Origin of the sequence: Limnoglobus roseus (genome assembly GCF_008254045.1) — a bacterium.
In the GTDB taxonomy this organism is placed as follows: Bacteria; Planctomycetota; Planctomycetia; order Gemmatales; family Gemmataceae; genus Limnoglobus; species Limnoglobus roseus.
In genome coordinates, this window is record NZ_CP042425.1 from 2413977 (window position 1) to 2438235 (window position 24259).

The 24259-nt window shown below is 62.0% G+C and carries 15 protein-coding genes; 13 read left to right on the forward strand and 2 right to left on the reverse strand.

Annotated features, from left to right (window positions below):
* Positions 1 to 153: 153 nt before the first annotated feature.
* Positions 154 to 8166 (reverse strand): FG-GAP-like repeat-containing protein, encoded by an 8013-nt coding sequence (locus PX52LOC_RS10010; protein WP_168218902.1) that lies wholly within the window; start codon positions 8164 to 8166, stop codon positions 154 to 156.
* Between the two features lie 1998 nt (positions 8167 to 10164).
* Here PX52LOC_RS10010 and PX52LOC_RS10015 point away from each other — a divergent pair.
* The 13 genes from PX52LOC_RS10015 to PX52LOC_RS10075 all read left to right on the forward strand — a co-directional run bounded on the left by PX52LOC_RS10015 (position 10165) and on the right by PX52LOC_RS10075 (position 23096).
* Positions 10165 to 10593, forward strand: coding sequence for a hypothetical protein (locus PX52LOC_RS10015; protein WP_149109967.1), 429 nt, complete (start codon positions 10165 to 10167; stop codon positions 10591 to 10593).
* Complete coding sequence (locus PX52LOC_RS10020) at positions 10586 to 10873, forward strand: hypothetical protein (RefSeq protein WP_149109968.1); 288 nt, start codon at positions 10586 to 10588, stop codon at positions 10871 to 10873. The genes PX52LOC_RS10015 and PX52LOC_RS10020 overlap by 8 nt, the downstream gene beginning before the upstream one ends.
* 95 nt (positions 10874 to 10968) lie before the next feature.
* The gene (locus tag PX52LOC_RS10025) at positions 10969 to 11391 is read left to right on the forward strand and encodes a secondary thiamine-phosphate synthase enzyme YjbQ (protein ID WP_149109969.1); all 423 of its coding nucleotides are present in this window, start codon (positions 10969 to 10971) and stop codon (positions 11389 to 11391) included.
* Positions 11392 to 11401: 10 nt separating this feature from the next.
* Positions 11402 to 11719: a hypothetical protein gene (locus tag PX52LOC_RS10030; RefSeq protein ID WP_149109970.1), complete on the forward strand. Its 318-nt coding sequence runs from the start codon at positions 11402 to 11404 to the stop codon at positions 11717 to 11719.
* A 271-nt stretch (positions 11720 to 11990) separates the two neighbouring features.
* Entirely contained in the window at positions 11991 to 14366 is a 2376-nt protein-coding gene (locus tag PX52LOC_RS10035) for an NACHT domain-containing protein (RefSeq protein WP_149109971.1), read from the forward strand.
* A gap of 57 nt (positions 14367 to 14423) precedes the next feature.
* Positions 14424 to 15555, forward strand: a protein-coding gene (locus tag PX52LOC_RS10040) for an IS3 family transposase (RefSeq protein ID WP_390637533.1) whose coding sequence is annotated in 2 segments (ribosomal slippage) — positions 14424 to 14705 and positions 14707 to 15555 — 1131 coding nt in all. Because the reading frame shifts where the segments join, the coding sequence is not laid out codon by codon here.
* 3049 nt (positions 15556 to 18604) lie between these two features.
* Complete coding sequence (locus PX52LOC_RS10045; protein ID WP_149109972.1) at positions 18605 to 18967, forward strand: hypothetical protein; 363 nt, start codon at positions 18605 to 18607, stop codon at positions 18965 to 18967.
* A gap of 52 nt (positions 18968 to 19019) precedes the next feature.
* The gene (locus PX52LOC_RS10050; RefSeq protein WP_149109973.1) at positions 19020 to 19328 is read left to right on the forward strand and encodes a hypothetical protein; all 309 of its coding nucleotides are present in this window, start codon (positions 19020 to 19022) and stop codon (positions 19326 to 19328) included.
* A 260-nt stretch (positions 19329 to 19588) separates the two neighbouring features.
* The gene (locus tag PX52LOC_RS10055; protein ID WP_149109974.1) at positions 19589 to 20191 is read left to right on the forward strand and encodes a transposase; all 603 of its coding nucleotides are present in this window, start codon (positions 19589 to 19591) and stop codon (positions 20189 to 20191) included.
* A 524-nt stretch (positions 20192 to 20715) separates the two neighbouring features.
* Positions 20716 to 21627 carry a hypothetical protein gene (locus tag PX52LOC_RS10060; protein ID WP_149109975.1) on the forward strand — a complete coding sequence of 304 codons (912 nt, stop codon included), beginning with the start codon at positions 20716 to 20718 and terminating at the stop codon, positions 21625 to 21627.
* Positions 21628 to 21713: 86 nt separating this feature from the next.
* Positions 21714 to 21929, forward strand: a complete 216-nt coding sequence (locus tag PX52LOC_RS10065; protein ID WP_149109976.1) for a hypothetical protein — start codon at positions 21714 to 21716, stop codon at positions 21927 to 21929.
* 304 nt (positions 21930 to 22233) lie between these two features.
* On the forward strand, positions 22234 to 22686 hold the full coding sequence (locus tag PX52LOC_RS10070) for a hypothetical protein (protein ID WP_149109977.1): 453 nt from the start codon (positions 22234 to 22236) through the stop codon (positions 22684 to 22686).
* A 182-nt stretch (positions 22687 to 22868) separates the two neighbouring features.
* Positions 22869 to 23096: a helix-turn-helix domain-containing protein gene (locus PX52LOC_RS10075; RefSeq protein WP_168218903.1), complete on the forward strand. Its 228-nt coding sequence runs from the start codon at positions 22869 to 22871 to the stop codon at positions 23094 to 23096.
* Here the strand turns inward: PX52LOC_RS10075 and PX52LOC_RS10080 are convergent.
* Entirely contained in the window at positions 23057 to 24256 is a 1200-nt protein-coding gene (locus PX52LOC_RS10080) for a tyrosine-type recombinase/integrase (protein ID WP_149109979.1), read from the reverse strand. The two genes, PX52LOC_RS10075 and PX52LOC_RS10080, sit on opposite strands and share 40 nt — an antisense overlap.
* Positions 24257 to 24259 lie beyond the last annotated feature (3 nt).

Below are 24259 nucleotides of genomic sequence, written 5' to 3' on the forward strand. Positions count from 1 at the left end.
CACTCCGATCAAAGTGACCGGCGGGAACTGGTTGACAGGGTGATGCAGTTGTGGCGTAGTGCTAGGCCACTACGTCTTTACAAATCCGTCACTTTCCCCGCTTCAGCCGACCCCAAGCGTGGGTCGGCTGAAGCAAAGCACAATTTCCTCCGCTTAACCGACAAAAATCCCTCCCAACGAGGCCCGAATCGCGTCGAAGTCAAAGGCGGAATTCGGCGTTCCGGATGCGTTAATGTTCTTGCCGTAGTACGCGGTCAAGTGCGAACCGGCCCCCGTACCAGAGCCCACGACCAGATCGGCCCGGTTATCGCCGTCCAAGTCTTTCACGGCGAGGCGGATGCCACCACGACTGTTGACGTCTCCCCCGAAGAAGTTCGCAAGGTTCGCATAGCTGTTGTTCAGCAACGCCTTCCCGTCGAATGCCAGAACACGCGGCCCGCCCCCCGGTCCGCCCCCCACAATCAGGTCCGCGTACCCGTCACCGTTCAAGTCCCCTGCGGTTACGAAGACCCCGTTTCGGAGAGCCTGTTCGAGCGCGAAGAAGTCGGCGAAGATCTTCTTCGGGGTCGCCGACAGCGACTTGCCGTCGAACCCGGCGACCCGTGGCCCGCCGCCAAACCCGGCCACCACTATGAGGTCGCCGACCCCGTCACCGTTCACGTCCGCGATCGTGGCCCGCGCCCCACCGCGGAAGTTCGGGTCGTCGATGCCGAAGAAGCTGATGAGTTTGACAAACGCGGCCCCGCTGTACACGTCGACGCGGGGGCCGCCGCCCTCGTCGGGGGTGATCGCCAGGTCGGGCACGCCATCGCCGTTCACATCGCCGGCCGTGACGTACACGCCGCCGGTGAAGGAACTTTCAAACGGTGCGACCGAGAAGAGTTCCGCCTGCGTCTTGCCGTCGAAAATCTTGACCTGCGTCGCCACGCCCGGCCCCGTGCCGACCACGAGGTCGGCCACGCCGTCGCCGTTGAAGTCGGCCGAGGCCGTCCGCACACCGCCGGTAAAACCGGGGAACGGGTTCAGGGTATAGCGGAGCGAACCGTCGGGGTTGTAGAAGTTGACGGCCGCCGTGTCACCGGACCCGACCGCGATGAGCGGCACGCCGAGAAGGTTTGTCGCGGTTTGGGTGACGTTGATGGCCTGCTGGGTCGACACGGGGGCGTAACTACTGTTCCCGGCTTGGTCGATCTGGATCACGATGGTACCGGAACCCGTAACCGTCAAAACATTGCCGGTGATGGTGCCAGGACCACTGACGACGGTGTATGTGACCGGGTTGCCGGAATCGCCGCCGGTTGCGCCGAGGGTGATCGTCTTACCCGGGGTGTACGTGACCGGCGGCACCGTTGGCGTGGTGATCGTCTGGGTAGCCACGTTCACCGTCACCGACTGGGAGACAGCCGAAGCCGCCGAGTAGTTTCCGCTGCCCGCTTGATCCGCTTGCACGACAACCGTGCCCGCCCCTGTAATCGTCAGCACGTTGCCGGACACCGTTCCCGGGCCAGAGGTGACCGTGAACGTGACGGCCAAACCACTCGTGCTGCCCGCCGTGAGGTTGATGGTCAGGCCGGGGGCGAACGTAACCGTGGTCGGAGAGACGAAGGTGATTGTCTGGGACGCCGGACTAATGACGAGCGTTTGCTGGACGCCGGCGGCGGCCGCGAAATTGGCGTTGCCGGCTTGATCGGCCGCCACGACGATGCTGCCGGCACCGGTGACGTGCAGTTGGCCGCCCGAAATCGTCCCCGGGCCACTGACGACACTGTAAGTCACAGCGTTCCCCGAGGACCCGCCGGTCGCGTTGAGGCTGATGGTCAGTCCCGGGACAAAAGTCGCCGGTGGAACCGATGCGAACGTAATCGACTGAGAAGCCCGAGTGACGGTGAGCGTCTGCTCGATCGTCGCCGCGGCCGAAAAATTATTGTTCCCTAGCTGATCCGCCGCAATGACGACGCTGCCAGCGCCAGTGATGGTCAGGGTGCTGCCGGAAATGGTGGCCGGCCCGCTCACAACTGAGAACGTAACTGGACTACCGGAGCTACCTCCGGTCGCGGCGAGATTGACCGTCGTGCCGGACGCGAACACCACACTTGAGAGCGGGGCGAAGGTGATCGCTTGAGCAATCGGGACAATGGCGATCGTGTGAACTACGGTGGCGGAGGAGTAATTCGCATTCCCGCTCTGGTTGGCTCGGACGATGATGTCACCGGCCCCGGTCACAGTCAGTGTGGTCCCGGACACCGTGCCCGGCCCACTGACGACCGTGTACGTGACCGGGTTCCCCGACGCCCCGCCCGTGGCCGACAGGTTGATCGTCAACCCCGCCGCAAAAGTCACACCCGAGGGCGGCGTGAACGTGATCGTCTGAGCGGCCGGGGCAACCGTGATCGTCGTCTGGACGGCCGTCGCCGCGTTGTAGTTGGAATCCCCGACCTCGTTCGCCTCGACTACGATGTCACCCGCGCCTGTAATCGTGAGGACGTTTCCGGATATGGTCCCTGGTCCGCTGACGACCGTGTACGTGACCGGGTTCCCCGACGCCCCGCCCGTGGCCGACAGGTTGATCGTCAACCCCGGAGCGAAGGTTACGGGGGCCGGCGGGGTGAGGGTGATGGTTTGCGATCCCAGGTTTACCGTTACGGTCTGCTGAACGGCCGTTGCCGCGGTGTAATTGACGTTACCGGCTTGATTCGCCTCGACCACGATGGCCCCCGCGCCAGTGATCGTGAGGACAATCCCGGACACGGTGCCCGGGCCGCTGACAACCGCATACGTCACCGGAAGACCGGAACCTCCGCCCGTTGCGGGCAGGTTAATCGTCAGGCCGGAAGTGAAGAGCACCGGCGCGGGCGGGTTGAACGTGATCGCCTGTGATGCTTGGTTGATGACAAACGTCTGGTCGACACTGGTTGCCGCCAGGTAGTTGCCGTCTCCAGCTTGGCTCGCCCGGACGACAATGCTGCCGGCCCCGGTGACGGTCAGCGTGCCCCCGGAGACCGTGCCCGGCCCGCTGACGATCGTGTACGTTACGGCGAGATTGCTACTGCTCGTTGCGGAGAGCGTTTGCGGGGCGACGCCGAACGTCAGAGCACTCGGCGTCGAGAAGGAGATCGTCTGCGACGCCTTGCCGACGGCGAGGGTCTGGTTGGCGGTGCCGGCGTTGTAGTTGGCGTCGCCGGCCTGGTCGGCCCGGACGACGATGGACCCGGCCCCGGTCACGGTCAGTGTGGTCCCGGACACCGTGCCCGGGCCGCTGACGACGGAGAACGTCACCGCGTTCCCCGACGCCCCGCCGGTGGCCGAGAGGGCCACCGTCTCGCCCGGGAAGTACGTCACCGGCGACAGCGCCGGGAACGTCACCACCTGCGACGCCTTGCCGACGGCGAGGGTCTGGTTGGCGGTGCCGGCGTTGTAGTTGGCGTCGCCGGCCTGGTCGGCCCGGACGACGATGGACCCGGCCCCGGTCACGGTCAGTGTGGTCCCGGACACCGTGCCCGGGCCGCTGACGACGGAGAACGTCACCGCGTTCCCCGACGCCCCGCCGGTGGCCGAGAGGGCCACCGTCTCGCCCGGGAAGTACGTCACCGGCGACAGCGCCGGGAACGTCACCACCTGCGACGCCTTGCCGACGGCGAGGGTCTGTTGGACGAAAGGGGCGTCGGTGTAATTTCCGTCGCCGATCTGATCGGCCTGGAGCACAATGGCCCCGGCCCCGGTGACCGTGAGGACGTTTCCGGAGACCGTGCCCGGCCCGCTGATAACGGAGTACGTCACCGCGATTCCAGACCCTCCCCCGGTCGCGGTCAGGTTGATGGTCAAGCCGGGAGCATAGGTCGTCGGCGCGGGCGGGTTGAACGTGATCGTTTGCGACGCCTTGTTGATGACGAACGTCTGTTGGACGGAGGTCGCCGCGGTGTAGTTGGTGTCGCCGGCCTGGTCGGCCCGCACGACGATGCTCCCCGCCCCGGTGACCGTGAGCGTGTTGCCCGAAACCGTCCCCGGTCCACTCACGACGAAGTAGGCCACGGCCAGGTTGCTACTACTGGTTGCCGTCAGGCTAATCGTCAAGCCGGCCGAGTACGTGACCGGCGTGGGCGGGTTGAACGTGATCGCCTGAGATGCCTGGTTGATGACGAACGTCTGATCGACGTTGGTCGCGGAGGTATAGTTGGTGTTCCCGGCCTGACTCGCCCGGACGACGATGCTTCCGGCCCCGGTAACCGTGAGGACACTCCCCGAGATCGTGCCTGGCCCACTGACAACCATGTACGTCACCCCCAAACTGCTGCTACTGCTCCCCGTCAGGTTGATCGTCAAACCCGGCGAGTACGTGGATAGAGCTGGCGTATTGAACGTGATCGTTTGCGATGCCTTGTTGACGACCAAAGTTTGGTCGACGTTGATCGCTGCGGTGTAGTTCGTATTCCCCGCCTGGGTGGCCCGGATCAGGATGCTACCCGCACCCGTGATCGTCACGACGTTGCCGGAAATTGTGCCCGGGCCGCTGACGATGGTGTAGGTAACAGCTAACCCGCTATCGCTCGTGCCGACCAAGTTAACGGTGGACGTGCCGAAGGTGACCGGTGTCGGCGTTGAGAAGGTAATCGTCTGGGCGATCGGGTTGACGACGAGTTTTTGACTTGCGTCAGTCGAAGCAGAGTAGTTCGCCGTCCCGTTGTACACAACTTTAATGATATACGGTGGTACGCCGTTGGTTCCGTTGGTCCCAGCCGGCAAAACGTAGGTCGCATTGGCGACACCGCCGACCACGTTGACCGTCACGGCCGTGCCGATCGTGGTTGTGCCCTGAAGAATCGTGAACGTGACAGTGCCTTCGTTCACGGTCCCGGATGGGCTAGTGATGGTCGCCGTCAACGGCACCGACTGACTGCCGCCGCTGTACGCCGTGGCCGCGGACGCCCCCAACGGCTCCACCGGCCTTGCGGTCAAGATCGTTTGATAAACCACGGTCGGCAAGGCCGTGTTCGTGTGGGAATCTGTAATCTGGCCCAGAATTTGTGCGTCGAGCGTGGTACTCCAGAAGTTGGCTGATAGGTCAATGTTCGTCCCAGAGGAGCCAGTCGCAACGATCGACACAATCGTGAAGTCGTTCTGGTGAACGTTGATCGTCGCAGAACTATCGACCACTAGCTTGGTCGCCAGGTACGAGAAACGAACCGAATCGGTCGAGCCGCTGAGCAGTGTCAGCTGATCCCAACCGAAATACCCTCCGACAATGTCGAGGTGTCCGCCCGAGTTGACCTGGAGAGTTGACGTGTTGGTCGTGTTGTTCGTCCCGTTCAGTCGGGTGAACACGGTGTCGGTGGCCGACACGGAGCCGTTGACGACGATCGCCTCGGTGTCGAAGTTGCCGGTGTCCTCGGCGGCGAACAACGCCGGCTTGGTCACGTTCAGCGCCCCGTTCACCGTCACTTTGGCATTATCTTTGAGAATGACCGTTGTCCCCGAACCGACGTTAACCGTGGAGCCGGAAGGAATCACAAACGTGGCGGCCGTGCCCCCGAACCCGGTCAGGCCGCTGAACACGTACCGCTGGTTGACGGTGTTGGCCGTGCCGAGGGGGTTGAGGGCGAGGGCCGCCCCGGTCGCCCCGCCGGAGTTCAGGTTGACGTCCTGGAACCGGAGGTTGTTGGTCAGCAGGGGGACGTCGAGGGCGGGCAGGTAGACGGTCGTGTCGAACCCGTTGCCGGTCACGTCGTTGGCGTTCAGGACGCTCCCGTTCGCCCACGCCAGGACGTCCCACCCGAACGTCGACCCGGTCGCCGTCAGGTGCCCGCCCGAGCCGACCTGGATGCTCGTCGTGTTGGTCGTGTTGTTCGTCCCGTTCGCCCGGGTGAACACGGCGCTCGTGACGTTCATCGTCCCGTTGACGAAAATCGCCTCGGTGTCGAAGTTGCCGGTGTCCTCGGCGGCGAACGACGCCGGGCTGGTCACGTTCAGCGTCCCGTTCACCGTCACCGTCGCGGCGTCCCGGATCAGGACGGTCGCCCCGGACCCGAAGCTCACGGCCGCCCCGACCGGGATGGCGAACGTGGCGGCCGTGCCCCCGAACCCGGTCAGGCCGCTGAACACGTACCGCTGGTTGACGGTGTTGGCCGTGCCGAGGGGGTTGAGGGCGAGGGCCGCCCCGGTCGCCCCGCCGGAGTTCAGGTTGACGTCCTGGAACCGGAGGTTGTTGGTCAGCAGGGGGACGTCGAGGGCGGGCAGGTAGACGGTCGTGTCGAACCCGTTGCCGGTCACGTCGTTGGCGTTCAGGACGCTCCCGTTCGCCCACGCCAGGACGTCCCACCCGAACGTCGACCCGGTCGCCGTCAGGTGGCCGCCCGAGTTCACCTGGATGCTCGTCGTGTTGGTCGTGTTGTTCGTCCCGTTCGCCCGGGTGAACACGGCGCTCGTGACGTTCATCGTCCCGTTGACGAAAATCGCCTCGGTGTCGAAGTTGCCGGTGTCCTCGGCGGCGAACGACGCCGGGCTGGTCACGTTCAGCGTCCCGTTCACCGTCACCGTCGCGGCGTCCCGGATCAGGACGGTCGCCCCGGACCCGAAGCTCACGGCCGCCCCGACCGGGATGGCGAACGTGGCGGCCGTGCCCCCGAACCCGGTCAGGCCGCTGAACACGTACCGCTGGTTGACGGTGTTGGCCGTGCCGAGGGGGTTGAGGGCGAGGGCCGCCCCGGTCGCCCCGCCGGAGTTCAGGTTGACGTCCTGGAACCGGAGGTTGTTGGTCAGCAGGGGGACGTCGAGGGCGGGCAGGTAGACGGTCGTGTCGAACCCGTTGCCGGTCACGTCGTTGGCGTTCAGGACGCTCCCGTTCGCCCACGCCAGGACGTCCCACCCGAACGTCGACCCGGTCGCCGTCAGGTGCCCGCCCGAGCCGACCTGGATGCTCGTCGTGTTGGTCGTGTTGTTCGTCCCGTTCGCCCGGGTGAACACGGCGCTCGTGACGTTCATCGTCCCGTTGACGAAAATCGCCTCGGTGTCGAAGTTGCCGGTGTCCTCGGCGGCGAACGACGCCGGGCTGGTCACGTTCAGCGTCCCGTTCACCGTCACCGTCGCGGCGTCCCGGATCAGGACGGTCGCCCCGGACCCGAAGCTCACGGCCGCCCCGACCGGGATGGCGAACGTGGCGGCCGTGCCGTTGAACCCGGTCAGGCCGCTGAACACGTACCGCTGGTTGACGGTGTTGGCCGTGCCGAGGGGGTTGAGGGCGAGGGCCGCCCCGGTCGCCCCGCCGGAGTTCAGGTTGACGTCCTGGAACCGGAGGTTGTTGGTCAGCAGGGGGACGTCGAGGGCGGGCAGGTAGACGGTCGTGTCGAACCCGTTGCCGGTCACGTCGTTGGCGTTCAGGACGCTCCCGTTCGCCCACGCCAGGACGTCCCACCCGAACGTCGACCCGGTCGCCGTCAGGTGCCCGCCCGAGCCGACCTGGATGCTCGTCGTGTTGGTCGTGTTGTTCGTCCCGTTCGCCCGGGTGAACACGGCGCTCGTGACGTTCATCGTCCCGTTGACGAAAATCGCCTCGGTGTCGAAGTTGCCGGTGTCCTCGGCGGCGAACGACGCCGGGCTGGTCACGTTCAGCGTCCCGTTCACCGTCACCGTCGCGGCGTCCCGGATCAGGACGGTCGCCCCGGACCCGAAGCTCACGGCCGCCCCGACCGGGATGGCGAACGTGGCGGCCGTGCCGTTGAACCCGGTCAGGCCGCTGAACACGTACCGCTGGTTGACGGTGTTGGCCGTGCCGAGGGGGTTGAGGGCGAGGGCCGCCCCGGTCGCCCCGCCGGAGTTCAGGTTGACGTCCTGGAACCGGAGGTTGTTGGTCAGCAGGGGGACGTCGAGGGCGGGCAGGTAGACGGTCGTGTCGAACCCGTTGCCGGTCACGTCGTTGGCGTTCAGGACGCTCCCGTTCGCCCACGCCAGGACGTCCCACCCGAACGTCGACCCGGTCGCCGTCAGGTGGCCGCCCGAGTTCACCTGGATGCTCGTCGTGTTGGTCGTGTTGTTCGTCCCGTTCGCCCGGGTGAACACGGCGCTCGTGACGTTCATCGTCCCGTTGACGAAAATCGCCTCGGTGTCGAAGTTGCCGGTGTCCTCGGCGGCGAACGACGCCGGGCTGGTCACGTTCAGCGTCCCGTTCACCGTCACTTTGATGTTATCTTTGAGCAGAAAGTTGACTCCCGTTCCGCCCACCGTTAGCGTGACGCCGGGGTTGACCGTGAGATTTCCGGTGATCGTGTACGTTCCCGCTTGATCGAACTCAGTGTTGCTTGAAATGGTTCCACTAAACGACCCCGGAGCAACGGAAGTGGGGACATCCCTGCCTTCGAGCTGTTCGAAATATATTTTGGCAGTAGGCCTGCCAATGGTGTTGACCTTAGGAGAGGATGCGGCCTGGAAGGCACTTTGAGCGGAATCAAGCCATCGCTTAATCCACCGATTCGAAGAGCTTTTCTTCATTTTCGACTCCATGATTATGTGGGGATTCGAGTCAGAGTGAATGCATTGGCTCTACAAAGATGCTTAAACAAAAGCATCTGGCGAATGCGTACTTAGAGATAAATTTACCAATTAAAGTATCTTATTTTAGTCAGATTGTTTAATTGGCCTTCTGGGAGGTCGTCTACCGTTCGATAAATCGTTGGGTGAAATCGCGTCCTTCAAGGCGTTCAGAGAGATGTCATTCATTCCACTAGCGGCCAATTGACAATTGCGATACGGCTATTCTTCCGGGGGGACCATTGGACGTCCCACGAAGCGCGTTGCATGTGTTCGCTTGCGAATTGACCACAGTTCACAGTTGTGCCCCGCTATTGGACTAAAATAAATTAGAACGATGAATTAAATTTCATTTCGTTAATTTTTTGCGTTCGTTGATCGTTCTGAAGAGTACGGATCGATGGAACATTTCTTTCAAAAACTCCAACGGCTAATTCGAATTCGCCACAAGTAACTTACTGGTTTGGAGTTGCGCTGTATTTTGCAACATGTTTCGTCGTCCGACTCCGACATTGATCAGCCGCCGTGGCGGTTGCAGGGACTTGAACGAGGTTCAAACCCGGGGCATGATGATGTCATCTGCGTCGTCTCGAACGTTGGTCTCGTTTCGAAAGGTCTGTCTGACTTTAATTTCAGTCATTTGCCCATCGTGATCGCTTGCGGTCATCCACATCCCCGAACAACTCCGGAACCAGTTGGTCGCGATGAGTGTCACCTACCCGGGCATCCGCGTCTTCTACTTCGACGAGGTACGCCGTCACCTGCGACGCGGCGGGCCCTCACGCCGTTGTGCTGCGGTACGAGACCCCGGTCGAGGGGCGCGTCCGCGTCCGGGTGCCACTTGTTCCCACAGCGACCCGGTTCGGCGGCCGGCGGTGGTGGTTTGCCTGCCCCATGACGGGCAAGGACGATAAGCCGTGCGGCCGGCGTTTGCGTACCCTATACCTGCCAGTGGACGGGCTGGTATTCGGGTGCCGGGCGTGCCACGGGCTTGGGTACTATGCGGCCCGGCGGGCCCACCAGATGGAGCGGTTGCGAGCAAAGGCCGAACAGCGGTCGGAGAACTGTCCGTTGCGATCGATCTGGGAGCTACTGGTGGCCGAAGACCCGGCGGAACAACGCTCGATGTCCCGGCGTCCACGACGGAAACGGTCCAAGCCGAAGTGACAGTTGATCCCGGACGGTTTTGCTCCTCTCAGGTTTGGGAAACTTGATCCGGAGCGGACGGTGGTTCGCCGCCGTTAGCTGTAGAACGAATCGGCTCTGACCAAGACATGAAATCGTATGCCCGTTCGCGTCGTGATGGAATCTGCCCGGGTTTGCCCGCTCGTAGGCCGCGGGCAGGGTGTGAAGATGTGATCGGGCTCGTGGTTCGCCGAATTGCGGATCGCAGAGGGTGGGGCGATCCATTAGTAGCGTCTGGCTGCACGGCTCCAATAAGTCTTATAAGCATTTCCCTCCCCTGCCGGGACACAGAGAACACGCTCACGCTCGAAGGCGATCGCGGCGAATCGCACCGGTTTCGGGCGGGTTAGGAAAGAGAGAGTAGAACACGTTCGAGGTGAGGATCTCTCCGCTAGTCGTGACGACCGTCTCCATTCACTCCTGACACCGGCTTGGCGGCATCGTTCCTGAAAGGAGGACTCGATGCCACCGACCATCGTCCCGGTCATCCAGACCTGGGGCACGCCGACCAGCCTTCGGTACGCCATCACCGACACGACGAGCCGGTTCTGGACCGGCTCGACCTGGGCCACCCGACAGCGTGACGCCCTACTGTACGCCAGCCACCACGACGCCGCAGCCGCCGCCCACCGCATCCTCTGGAAGCAGTTCCAGCGGCGGCACACCGTCTACCAGATGTTCAGTCTGCCATTGGAGATGCAGGTCTTCGCCACCACCGAAGTTAGCCCGGAGGATCTGAAGCACTTTGCCAGGAAGCTGGTGAAGCTGTCGGCCCTGTACGCCGATCACGGCACCGGCCCGACGCCAAACTCACTCGTGCTGCCCCGGTTGAATTGGGGACGCCTGACCCAGCCCGTGAACTCCGAGCGGGAGCAAGACTGCCATGAGTGACCCGACCGTCGGCAGCCGGATGCGGGGCTGTGCCGTTCCGTATTTCCTGGCCTTGACCGTGCTGTGGGTGCTGTTCCTGCTAATGGCCGACGTGCTGCCGAAGGATGGCGAGTTGATTCCCCGAGGCGGGACGTGGCGACCGGCGACCGATGGCGACCGGATTCAATCGTTCCTCTGGCTCACGCTCTGTTGGTACTTCGGAGCGACAGTCGTCTTCGGACTGGTGTGGCGAGTCGGCGAAGTCGTCTACAGCGTCGTGTTCGGAGACGAACGCAAGTGATGACCTCAAGTGGGGGACTCGCCCACCCTGGCCGAGTCCCCCTGTCGATTCTCACAATGACTTCGGTTCATCGTCCAGCCGGCGAGGAGACTCGGATGAAATCGTTGACCGAATACCTGACGTTCACCGTTCCCGAGCGGATGGCGTTCGTGAACATCACGCCGACGCTCGAAGAACTGGTCCGCAAGAGCGGGATCGCCGAGGGGCTTCTGCTGTGCAACGCCATGCACATCACGGCGTCGGTGTTCATTAACGACGACGAGCGGGGGCTGCACGAGGACTACAAAAACTGGCTGGAGAGGCTGGCCCCGTTCGACGCCTCGCCGCAGACTTACGCCCACAACCGGACCGGCGAGGACAACGCCGACGCTCACCTGAAGCGGCAGGTCATGGGCCGGGAAGTCGTGATCGCCGTCACGAAGGGGAAGCTCGACTTCGGGCCGTGGGAGCAAGTCTTCTACGGCGAGTTCGACGGGAAGCGGCCGAAGCGGGTGCTGGTTAAGGTCATCGGTGAATAGGAGCGAGGACATGCAGACCCGACAACTCACCGATGGCGAGTTCAAGGCCACTATGACACCCAAGATGCAGAACGTCACCGAGACGGCTACTGACGTTCTCGACATCTGGCGTTACGTTGCTTCCGTCCCCGCTGCTGATTTGGAAGGCCACTCCGTATACGACCGCTTCGTTGAAGCCGTCTACCGCAGCGATGACGACCGTTTCGACCACGTTCTCGTAATGACGATGACGAAGAACGTCTTACTTACCGTGGTCATTGATCTGGCCCAAGATTCGATCTTCGGGCATCGGCTGCTCGACCTGAACCGAGAGTACGGGCTGTCCTGAGCGACATCGTGCCACAGATTCGCCGCTCACGATGAAAGATCGGAGTAACTTGATGATCCGCTGGGGGTGCCGCCACCGATTGTCGGCCTGTGTTCTAGACGAACCCACGACAGACGAGACCAGCACGGACAACTGATCCCCGTCAGCGGAATCCCTCAGGCCCAACTCAGTGATTGGTACAAAGAACACGGACGCATAAATGAACTTCCCTCCTGTTCCGTAGAAGCGCATCCTGTTCCTGGCCGACCGGAACGTCCTCGTCGATCAGACGATGGTGAACGACTTCCGCCCGTTCGGGGCGGCGATGGCCAAGCTCAGCACCTCCACGAAGACGATCGAGCGCGACGACGGGTCGAAGGTGGGGCTGTCCGCATCGTGTACTGGTGTTCCGTCAGCAAAATTGCTAGACTCCTTTTCGGACAAGTCAGACCCTCGCTGTGGACCTGCAATGCCACGATACTCGCTAGAAAGACTGGGAAGCGGCCGCTTCGAGGCGATGGCCCAAGCGTTATTAGAGCCGCGGCGTCGAGGGGCGGGCGAACTCATCCAGTTCTCGCCAACCGCTGACGGAGGCAGAGAGGCTACCTGGGAGCAACCTACCTCACACCCAGAGTTCGTGAGGTTGTCCGATGTGTCGGAGGGAACTCCGCACAAGTGGGTGTTCCAGGTGAAGTATCACGATCTCGGCGTACGGGGCTGGCGTGGTGCAGCAGATGCACTGATCTCGGGACTAAAAGATGAACTGATCAAGCTTACGCAGAAGCACAAAGTTCCCTGCCACCGATACGTCCTGATCACAAACGTTGTACTGTCGGGGGTTCGTCACGTCGGGACTCGTGACAAAATAAGCGACCTGAAGCAAAAGTACAAAAAAAGAATACCGTCAATAGAGGTTTGGGACGCGACTGACGTGTCGCGCATGCTCGACAACAATGAAGCTGTCCGGACAGCCTATCTTGACGACCTAGCTCCCGGTGATTTTCTGAAGGCCGTGTTGAAACGACTTGACGTGTCGAGGGATAGGAAGCGGAGCGCCCTCGCAGCATACTTGCGGCACACAGTAGAGTATCTCGCAGGTGCAAGGGCACAAGAGGCAGGCGACGAGGGCGAGTTGCCGTTGGCCAAGGTCTACGTTGATCTATCGCTGCGGTTGGACCGGACCCAAGGCGAGGCAAGCTCTCCGGAGATGCTTGAATTATGGAACGAGGTGGCACACGTTCGCAAGGCCGGCGTACCATCGGAAGACAGAATCTCGCTCAGCGATACCCCTGCGTCGAGCGCACTACTATTCGACAATTTTCCTACGTCCATGATTCTGGCGGGCCCAGGTTACGGGAAGAGTACAGTTACTCAGTTTCTTACTCTCTACCACGCCGCAAGGCTGGTCGACCCTGCGGTTGCGAGCGAGTTGGAAAAGCGGCTTCGGATTCCAACTGAGATGAACAGTGCCGACATCGGCAGTACCGTGAAGGTGCGAGTCCCATTTAAAGTCGAGTTACGGAGGTTCGCGAAATGGCATTCAGGGTTATCGCCCGAGAAACAGCCGGGTCACCTCGCAGAGTACATCGCTTCGCAGCTGATCAACAGCAATGTGAGCGGTAGCCTGACGGCCGAGGACATTTTTGAGATTGCCCATGACAACCCGACATTAATCGTTTTGGACGGGCTAGATGAAGTACCCGGAAAGGACGACCGGGAGCGAGTGATGAAGGCTATCGATGCATTCATACTGAGGTGTCAGGCAGAGGAGGGCGACATCCAACTGATATTGTCAAGTCGTCCACAGGGGTATGCCAACGAGTTCGAGAAATACATCCCAATCAAGTGGTCAGTACGAGATCTTGAATCGGCACTCTTCGGAGAGTACACGCAGTCTTGGCTTAGGCAGCGAGTGAGGGACGCGTCCGAACGTCAGGATGCCGTAACGAGACTTGAACGCGGAATGAAGTCCCCCGCCGTTGCGAGGCTGGCAACGACACTGCTTCAGGCGACGGTAATGATGACGATCGTGAAGCGGAAGAGTGAGGTGCCGCACGAGCGGTACAAACTGTATCACAAATACGTCGACGTGATTTTTGAAAGGGAACGGGAAAAATGGCCGCTCGTTTCCGAGTACGAGGATGAGCTGCGTAGACTTCATGAATTGGCCGGCTACGAATTGCATAAGGCGGTCGAAGCAGGCCAGTACAAAATCATCGAAGCGAGTGTGTTCCGTGGCATGGTCCTTCGCATTTGGGAGCAGTTTAGGGGAGCACAACCTACTAGCACCCCTCTTACCAAAACAGTAGACGAAATTATCGGGGCGGCTGCGAACCGACTGGTCTTCCTTTCGGGCAAAGGGGAAGAGCAAAGTGACATCGACTTCGTCATCCAGTCGTTTAGAGAGTACTTTGCAGCACAGTATCTTGCAAATCATGCCGATGCGGATCAGTCGCGGGTGCTCGACATGCTGGTGGGACGCGGCTTCTTCTGGTCGAACGTTCTGCAATTCTATATTGGGCTTGCGAAACCTGCGGAGCAGATTACTTGGATGCACTCCGCCTCGCAGGCGAGTACCGGCCCCGCATCAGATGTGAACAAGACGGTTTCCTTGGTGCAGTATCGCCGATCGCTGATGCAGTGCCTCCCCGAATTCTCGAAAGTATAGTGGACCCCGAAACTGAGACCGCCAGGTAAGCTACTCTGGCGGCCCTCGGAGGTGGTCCTGATGACGGCGAAGCGGAAGACCCACACGGCGGCGTTCAAAGCCCAGGTCGCTCTGGCCGCGGTGAAGGGCGACAAGACGGTCAACGAGTTGGCCGCCCACTTCGGCGTCCACCCGACCCTCATCCACGGGTGGAAGAAGCAACTCCTGGCCGGGGCCGAGGCCGTGTTCGCCGCCGGAGCGAAGGCGGTCGCCCCCGGCGACGACCAGACACCCGCGCTGTACGAGCAGATCGGCCGGCTCAAGGTCGAGCTCGACTGGGTGAAAAAAAAAGCTGCGACGTTCGGTTGACGACCTGCGGCCGCTGATCGACCCCGGGCACGCCGACCTGAGCGTCCGTCGGCAGTGCCAACTGGTCGGGCTCGGCCGGGCCACGTACTACCGGGGGCCGGCCGAGGAGTCGGCCGACAACCTGGCCCTCATGCGGCGGATCGACGAGCAGTACACGGCCTGCCCGTTCTACGGCAGCCGGCGGATCGCCCGGTGGCTGGCCCACAACGGCCACCCGGCGAACCGCAAGCGGGTCCAGCGGTTGCTCCGGGTCATGGGCCTGGAAGCCATCCACCCGAAGCCGAAGCTGTCGGCCGGGCGGGGCCACCCGGTGTACCCGTACCTCCTCCGCGGCGTGCCGATCGACCGCGTCGGGCAGGTGTGGAGTGCCGACATTACATACCTGCCGCTGCCCGGCGGGTTCATGTACTTGGCCGCCACCATCGACTGGTACAGCCGGTACGTGGTGGCCTGGCGGTTGTCGAACACGCTCGACGGGGCGTTCTGCCGGGACATGCTGGACGAGGCGTTGGCGGCCGGCACCCCGGAGGTGTTCAACACCGATCAAGGGGTGCAGTTCACGGCCGGGGCGTGGGTCGAGCGGGTGGAGGCGGCCGGGGCGCGGGTGAGCATGGACGGCCGGGGGCGGTGCCTGGACAACGTGTTCGTCGAGCGGCTGTGGCGGACGGTGAAGTACGAGGACGTGTTCCTGCGGGGATACGAGACGGTGACCGAGTTGGAGCGGGGGTTGAAGGCGTACTTCACCTTCTACAACGAGGCCCGCTTGCACCAGTCACTGGGGTACAAGACCCCGGCCGAGGTGTACCGGGCCGGACGGTCAAAAGAGCCGGCGAAGGAGTAGCTTAAATTCGTCGGTTTTTGGTCTCGCAAATGGGGTCCACTATAAACCGTCTAATGCGAATTTCTCGACTGCCATCCATATCGCGTTCACGAGCGACACTCGTTGGACGTGGTATCGCCAGGACTGGGTGAAAAAAATCTTGTCTTCTCTCAGGCCAATCGAATCGAAGGCTGCTGTGACCGGTCATCTAATACCAATGTCTCTCACAGATTGCGGATCCTTCGCGTCGGAGGCGGAGATCTGTGGTGCCGTTATCCACGAGGGCGATGCCGAATACCCAAAATTGGTTGCCGGGCTCCAAAAAGCGTTGGAGTCGGAGTCTACCCGACCGATCGCAATCTCTGTCGCATTCAGTCAATCCATACCCCTTAGTGCAGCTTCACTGCCCGAGACCCTGGATGTAGAGGTTGTGTCCGACCTCATTAGGGAGTGGCGGCGAGACACGCGTGACCCGGCGTCGGAGCTGCCGAAGCCGATCGGCCTCAGCGACACTCAGTTGATCCAATTGCTATGCAGAAGCCCGTCTCAAGTAAAGAGATTTAGTCAATATACGAGCCAGGCTACAACGCTACTCCCGAAACATTTAATTGCATTGCGTTCCGATCACGGCGACGTCACGGATGGTAGCCCGGAGATGAGCCGGTTGCCCTTGGCACCATACGCACTCCGGCCCGCGCCTATGATTGTCGCCGACTCCCGGGACAGTGGGCGAGCAACTGGCCCTTACTCCGATTATCTATACTCTCTTGCGGTCGCTGTTGTGGATCCAGCGAATCCGGTGAAGGATGCCGCGGCGCGTACTGCCGAGGCGAGTTTGCCAAAACCGGTTGCCGCTCACTACTCTGCCGATACTTTCCTCGGTCCTGACTACACTCACTTTGTTTCCGTACCTGAGTGGCAAAGGTTCAAAAGCGAGTTGGCCGCATTCCTCACAAATGCGGACGAGAGGAAACGCACGTATCAATTTTTGGCGGACTCTCGGCATCGAGTCGGCGGTGTGTATCCGCCTTGGGTGCTCATGCTGTTCAACCCCGCATCTTGGGACATGTGCAGTCAATGTAAACTTGTCACCGAGGAAACTGTAAACACTCTCCGGACGATGCCTGTTCACGCTCTTCTTTCAATCCCCTCCACACCACCCCGGCTATTGATGGGAGTTGTGGGATCCGAACTCGAAGGATTCGATCATCCGAGACGGTTGACCACGCTCGTTCATACGGCTTGTTCTGTTGCAGAGAAGTTCGGGCCGAATTGCGTCGGCTCCGTTCCTCACTCTCTCCTGGCTCGGAGCGTGCGATACGCGGTGCGTGAATTCGATTTCGATCCGAACAATCTTAACGCAGCACTTGCATGGCATCCGAACCTTCACAAATCTTGGCACGCGTTGGGCTTCTCTCTCCTTGCTGACTTGTCCACATGCCCGACACCTCTCCTTGTCGAGGCGTGGCAGCGAACGTCACGGCAAGACATGATGTGGATGAGGCCATTCACCGTTCCGTCTTCACCTCCTTCCCTGCAACGTATCACTGAACTTGCAGCGCTTGTGGTGGCCACACCAACGCCAAGCAACCTGCTGTTGTTTGCGTATATGAATAATCAGTTGCCCCGTGTCAGGACTGCTTTTACGCCCACGCTTGTCGACTTGATCCTCGACTTGCTCTGTAGTGACGAGGTGCTTAGCGATGATGCGGTCGCCCTACTCATTCGGTCCTCGCTGACAGCACCGCTAACTTGCCGGACCCTTACCGTATTATGCTCAGAGCGCGGGATTCCTCGTCTCGCAGACCGATCGGGCATTGTCAGCGAGTCGATCTATTCTCGTCTAGAAGCATTGCTCGACGATGACCCGAGTAGGTCCGACCCTTGGCTCCGGTCGATGCTTGAACATTTAGTTGTCCGGCGCGCGTCAATACCGATCCGCCTTGCTTCCATGGCGGTAAATCTTCTCGTCAGTATTACGTTGTCGGCGAGCGCTCCGTTACAAGATCGACAGTGGCAGCTCAACCGTGCAGTCGATTTGTCATGAGACGCATTCGTCGTCTACCCGAGCCGGCCATATCGCCCATGACTTCCACCTGGCCCCGTACTCTATATCAGAGACTCTTGCGAGGCCGGCTTACTGTTTGCGAAGTATGCCTCGATCATTCGTGCGTGCTGGACGCTTGTGGATCAGCGAATATTCGTTACGATTTTGGCATTATCCCGGCAGGCTGAGGAATGTTTGCGACGGGAAGTTCCAAGAGCGGGAATTGGGGAGCAAGAAGCCAGCGACCCCTCGTCGATGAGGGACTTTGTCTCCCGATCGACTTGTTCCGACCCGTTTTGTCAGCAAGGGAGAGCGGGTCCGTCTCTTGGACGGGCCAAGCCGCTACGCTGGGGTACGTGGCGGATGGAAAGACGCCGTACCTCAAATCACCTTGTCCTACGGCCATGCGGACGGTGAAACCATTCGCTTGGCCGTGCCGCTGAGGTCGTCGGTAACCCGATCCGGCCGCGGGCGGTGGTGGTTCACCTGTCCGCTGAAGGCCGACGGACAGACTTGCGGGCGTCGTCTGAGCCGTCTGTACTTGCCCTGCGGCGAGAAGCAGTTCGTGTGCCGGACCTGCCACAACCTCCCTTACCGCAGTAGCCGGAACGCGCATCGGCTGGAGCGGCTCCGCGATCAGGGTGAGGAGGATGCCGCGCGACTCTCGACGCTACTTGCTGCCGCGTATCGTGCCCCGACGGCGGTGTTGGAAAGGTCACGGTGAATGGCGTCGGCGTGGCGGTCGTACTCCGACGGCGCTCGCTGCTTCACGAACTCGGACATCGCGGGGACGTGCGAAGAATTCGAGGCGGAGGGCATTCGAACCGTCGCGTCGGACTGCTCGGCTCAAATGAGTCTTATTAGCGTTTCCCTCCCCACTCAGACCTCGGAAGTTCGCTTGAGCTCGAAGGCCGACGCCTGTCCATGCAGCAGCACGGAGCCGAACAAGTTTGGTACAAAGAGGACTGACGCACGAATGACGTTCCGTCTTGTTCCGCAGCTCTCATCCGGGGCGGTCGGCCGATGGACAAGAAATCGCTCAGCGAACGCGACATCTGCACCAAGTTCATCACGCCGGCTGTGAAGAGGGCGGGCTGGGACGAGATGGCCCAAATCCGGGAGGAAGTCAGCTTCACGAAGGGGCGGATCACCGGGGACGACACGCAGGGCAAGGAACAACTCGACAACTTCATCGACCCGGAATCGGCCTACCCCGACAACAAGGCGATGTGTCGTATCTACACGCGGACCGACGCCGACTTCGTGGACCGTCAACTCTGGCCGCAGCAGTCCCAGTGGCTGCGTGAACATCTGGAAACGATGCACCGCGTCTTCGCCCCGCGGGTGAAGAACTTGAAGCTGGAATCGGAGGAAAGAGCGGGGTAACTCCCTCCTTACTCGCCGATTTTTGATTTGTCACGCATTCGGACGCCAACGCATGGCCGTTACAACGACGATCTGGAACCCGTCGGGCCACCCCATTCACCAGTTGATTCAGGGCTTCGATGTAGTCATCGCGGCCACTACGGTCATTCGTGCGGAAGCACATCGGCTGAACTATGTGTTGAATCAGAATTCCGTGGAATTTCCCGCCCCTGGCGATGAGGCCCTGGCTCGCTTCCGCCAGTTGGTGTCAGAGTATCGGGCCGCCTGGGCAGAACTGTTCGTCCGCGACCACTTCGGGCCGGGCGAGGTCGCACGCCAGTTGCCCAACGAAGTGACGGCGTGCTTCGTCCGAGGCGGCTGAAAACTCTCGCAGACTGGTCCCCAGTCCCCGCCCGCTCGGGTGCCCGATCTGCTATAATTTCGTCTACTCCAGCAGCCGCACAGCCCACTGACGGGACCGACTCGTGCGGAGGGCAGAGACTTCCCCCCACCACCTGCCGATTGTTCCTGTTCTCCGCCTCGGTTCGTGCCGCCGAAGCGGTTCTTGAGCGATCGAGGTAAGAGACGACATCAGGGCGGCAGATCACTCAACTTGATTTCAGACGCAAGGAAGGGAAGCACATGGGTTCCGCAAAGAAGCCGGTGCCGGTTCGCCGCCGGTACTCCGACGACTTCCGGGCGACGGCCATTGCCGGGCTGGCCGCCAACGGCGGCAATGTCGAGCGCACGGCGCGGGCGTTGAGCATCCCGGCGAAGACGCTGGAGCAGTGGGCGAAGGGATCGCGCAACCCCGTTTCCGCTCAACTGAGCGGCCAAAAAAAGCTCGACTTGGCCGAGGCGATGGAGCAGTTCGCCCACAACCTGATGGGCGTCTCCCTTGAAAAGGTCAAGAACCTGAACATCAAGGACCTCGGGGTCACGCTCGGGATCGTGGTGGACAAGTTACTCGTCCTCAATGCCCATATGAAGGCCGAGCAGCAGGAGCAGAACGTAAAGGCGAAGGAAGAGGAGTTCCACTGCGACCTGTCGAAGCTGTACCCGTACGAACTGGACATGCTGCACAAGATCATTTCCAAGACAACGGGCAACACGCAGGTCATCTATCCGCCGCAACCCGGGGACCCCGACTACGACCCTGGCTTGCCGACCGATGGCCTCGACGGCGCAGATGAAGACATGGGCATGGTGACCGAGCCTGCCCCTTTGTCACCGGCAGCAATCTGACGCGGCGAGGGGTGACGTTCTTTCCGACCTCCGCCTCGGAATGAAGGTGAGTCGCTGGCGGGCCAGTGTCTGCAAGCAGGTCCAACCAACTAGCTTGGAAAAGCTGCATCTGGTGTTTCTCAATGGATGAAAACCGCCCCGATGGAGAGCAGCGAGACCATGGCTCAGTCGGGCCCGCGCTACGCTATCGGTGCTACAACTGCGAACCGGAGCACGAGTTTTCGTCGGTAATACCCGTTTGCCCGCAATGTGGCGCGGACAATCGCAAGCCAGGGCAACGTGTGATTGCTCCGCTGGTCACGACCCATTTCGATCCACCCCACCCGGTGATTCATGGGAAGGGCCAAAACGTTATGGCCTGCACCGGCACGTTTTGGCCACCGAGGACATTCGTTTCCGGTGACACGACCTGCGTGAGTTGCCTGGCTTGTCGGGAAACCGAAGCATTCAAAGCCGTCGAACGCACGCGACGCCAGAATCGACTCGTTGGCACAACTCTGAATCGAGACCGCGTCGATGAGCAGGTGTCCCAACTCTACGTCGAGAGGCCCCCTGGTTTAGACACACAACTGGCCGATGCGTTTGTCGCCGTCGCCACCGCCATGCGGGAGTGCGCCCGGCTTGTGGCGTCCGTCTATTACTTGTGGGAGAGAGAGGGCGAGTACCGCCGCTTGGCAGCATGTGTGGCCGACGCGGCGACGGCCGCACGAACCGCGTACCTCGCTGTGGACCTCCGTCTGCGCCGGGCGGGCGGGCCGAACGCGATGCTCGACGTCCTCAACGACGTCCTCACCGTACACAGCCGCGCCCCACTGAACCCGCCCGCAACGCCCGACGGTCTGAACGCCGTCCTCACGAACCTGTACATGAAGCGGGCGGATACGTTCGCCCGAGTCGACGGGCGGGGGTGCATCGACCGGATGCTCGATCAACTGGCCCGCGTTCCCCCACCGACAAACAACACCCCTGCCGCCGCCGAGCCATACCCGGCAGCGTCCGCCCCTCTACCTCAGGCCAAACCGGGCGACGGGGAGAAGGCGCAGCCACCGACCCCGTTCCATCCGCTGACCTCTTGGGGCGAGATTTTCGCCGCCTTGAACGCCCCGCACGGCCGGCCGGTCTTGAAGAATGACGAGCCGACCCGCGACAAAATTCGCAAGCTCAACACGAAACACGACGGGCCGATCGTCTTCCCGCGGAGGAAGGGAAAGCAACCGTCGGTAGGGGAGGCCGCCCTCATGGCGTGGTGGGACGCGATACGCGAACACTTCGACGCCCGCAACGCCGAGAAGCAGGCGAAGGCAATGGACGCCCGCCTGACCGTAGCTGACACGCACAACTTCGGCGCATCCGAGACGGTCGTGCCCGGCGTCAGCGGGTCGGTGAAACGCACCCGGAAGAAAAAGGACGATAAGGGAAAAGAAGGCAAAAGGTAGGAAAGTACGGAATAGAAAGGACGGCCGCGCTGCTCGCCATGAATTTCGGGGGATCTACACTCCCGGAACTTTAAGGACGAGAAGCCATGCCGAACGATCTGCTCTACCCCGACGACGTCGATGCCCGACTGAACTGGCCGCCCGGCCGCACGTCTCGGTTGGCCCGCACCGGCAAACTGCCGCACTACATCCTGCCCGACGGCTCGATCCGCCTCTGCTGGGAGGAGATCCTGCCCCTTGTCCACCACGTCGCCGTCGCCCCCGACGCGGCTCAGGCAAAGGAGGGCCGTCCCAATGGCTGACTCACGCCCCTCACGCCGTCCCGCCTCTGCCCCGCCCGCCGATACCACCCCCTCAGCGAGCGGTGAAGCGCAAGGCCCCGCTCGTGATCTTCCGGCCAGGGGCCGGCGACTGTTCGGACAACACAAACCCCGGTGGATGTGCCGCTATCGCTACGGCATTCGAGATGCGCATGGAAACCTTCGCAACAACCACTCTTCCGTGTCCTGCTCGGTCGCCTGCTACGCACGGTACGCCTCCCGATTGACGAGGGCGTTGAATCGGCACCTCCGGTTGAGAGTCGTACCTCAGCTAAGAGGTGTGGTCGTGCTCTGCGTTCGCGGGTCGTTGAAGTTCCGGCCCTGCGACCAGGTCGAGGAGGTCCGGCGGGCCTTCGTTCACCGGCTGAACCGCCGCCACCGGGCGGGCGACGACTGTTCCGTGTTCGCCGTCATGCACCCGACGCGGCCGGAGCGGGTCCACTACGACTACATCGCCATCACGACGAACCCGTCGGTTCGCGCCGCCCGCCGCCTCCTGCGCGCCTGTTGGTGCGGTCGGACCAACAGGCCATTCTCGATGGTGCCATTCGTCGCGGTCGATGGCGACGCGTTCCACGCGGTGAGGAACTACCTCGAATACTTGACGAAGTTGCGGCCGCGACACCGGCAACCGGGCTGGTACCTGCCGCTGTTGGGCCGTGGGCAGCGGTTGACCATGAAGTCGGGTCCGTGGTTTGTCGCGTTGCGAATCGGGGCGGACGGGTCGTTCCAGACGTAGCGTCTGGTTGCACACCTCCAGAAAGTCTTAAAAGCGTTTCCCTCCCCCGGACGAGCACCGGGGAACACGATCACGCGCGAAGCCCGACCATGGCGAGCCTCGCCGGTTTTGGTTGGGTGGGCAACACATTGAGTTGGCGAAGTTCGACGGAATTAACCACCGACAACGAAGGAGAGCCGAGCTTGACACCATCACTCACCGTCAAAGAGGCGGCCACCTGTTTGCGACTGTCCCCGGCCGCCGTCTACGGCCTTTGCGCCGCGAAGTTGCTGCGACACCAACGGGTCGGCGTCGGACGGGGGAAGATTCTGATCCCGCCCGACGCGATCGACGAGTACCTCGCACGGGGTACCGTGCGGTCGGCCGAAAGTCACCCCGGCGGCTTCTTGTTCAGTGCCGCCCGTAAGTGATCGGGCGACTGTGAAAGGTGCTGGTAGGTCTTCGCAATCGTGGACGGATCGCGGTGCCCCATCAGGATCGCGCAGGTCATCGCATCAACGCCGCTCTTGAGCATGCGGTCGAGCCACGAGTGCCTGAGGTGGTACAGGCAGTACTTCGGGGCGAGAGTTTGGGCCAACTCCCGCCGGCACTTGAGCCGAGCTTCCTCCCGAAGTTCGGCGACCGACTTGGCTTCTTCCCGACCGTTCACGACCCGGCTCGGCCGCAACGAAAGGAGTTTCATTTGAATCGCCTCCTCCCTGACCTCGATCGCTCGCTCCCGCATCGCGGCGAACCCCATGCGGTGCTGGACGGCGACGAACTGGCAGTTGACGGACATCGGCGTCCACGCCTTGCCAGCCTCATTCAACAGCAGTCGTCCGGCCGGCCGCTCGGCGACGAGGCGGTCCACGAGCGGCACGACGGCCTCGGTCAGGTAGATGATGCGGGGCCACCGGTCGCCCTTGGCCTCCTCGGGAGGCAGGACGAACCGCCGGTTGGCCGAATCGAAGTGACGGGCTTCGAGCTTCAAGAGCTCCTGTGGCCGCGCCCCGATCTCCCACGCCAGCGTGACGAGGTCGAGGAACCGCTCCGAGCGGATGGCCTCTCGGACTCGTTGGTATTCGGCGGGCGAAATAACGACCGACCGCTTCCCGGCCTTCGGTTTGGCGTAATCGCAGACGGACGAATGCGGCGTCCGGCCACTTCGCTCGGCCCACCGCATAAGCCGTTGGACGGCCTGCCAAACGCCGCGGGCGGTCCCGCGGGCCCAATCGGGGTGGACGGCGACCCACTGTTCGACATGGAGCGGCTTGAGGTGGGAAGCGGGGAACGTCTCGCCGAGGTGGCGGACGAAGGGCGTGAGCTTTTCTTCGTACCAACCGCGTGTGCGAGGGGATCGGTCTTTGAACGCGACCCGCAGGAACTCCGAGGTGAGTTGTCCGAGAGTAAATGGCAGGGGCTCGCTGGGGACGATGAACCGCTCAGCCTTCTTGTGAGCCTTGAGCAACTCGGCACACCGGGCGAGTGCCTCGGCGTAGTCGTCTGAAAGGCGGTGCTGTTTCGTCCCGATCTGGACGTACCAGGCCTTGTGGGACTTCTTGAAATACGGAGCGGGCTGACGGCGGGACATGGA

Coding starts and splice junctions, on each gene's coding strand:
- PX52LOC_RS10015 (WP_149109967.1), top strand. CDS start 10,165: ATGCCACCGACCATCGTCCCGGTCATCCAGACCTGGGGCACGCCGACC.
- PX52LOC_RS10020 (WP_149109968.1), top strand. CDS start 10,586: ATGAGTGACCCGACCGTCGGCAGCCGGATGCGGGGCTGTGCCGTTCCG.
- PX52LOC_RS10025 (WP_149109969.1), top strand. CDS start 10,969: ATGAAATCGTTGACCGAATACCTGACGTTCACCGTTCCCGAGCGGATG.
- PX52LOC_RS10030 (WP_149109970.1), top strand. CDS start 11,402: ATGCAGACCCGACAACTCACCGATGGCGAGTTCAAGGCCACTATGACA.
- PX52LOC_RS10035 (WP_149109971.1), top strand. CDS start 11,991: ATGGTGAACGACTTCCGCCCGTTCGGGGCGGCGATGGCCAAGCTCAGC.
- PX52LOC_RS10045 (WP_149109972.1), top strand. CDS start 18,605: ATGGACAAGAAATCGCTCAGCGAACGCGACATCTGCACCAAGTTCATC.
- PX52LOC_RS10050 (WP_149109973.1), top strand. CDS start 19,020: ATGGCCGTTACAACGACGATCTGGAACCCGTCGGGCCACCCCATTCAC.
- PX52LOC_RS10055 (WP_149109974.1), top strand. CDS start 19,589: ATGGGTTCCGCAAAGAAGCCGGTGCCGGTTCGCCGCCGGTACTCCGAC.
- PX52LOC_RS10065 (WP_149109976.1), top strand. CDS start 21,714: ATGCCGAACGATCTGCTCTACCCCGACGACGTCGATGCCCGACTGAAC.
- PX52LOC_RS10080 (WP_149109979.1), bottom strand. CDS start 24,256: ATGTCCCGCCGTCAGCCCGCTCCGTATTTCAAGAAGTCCCACAAGGCC.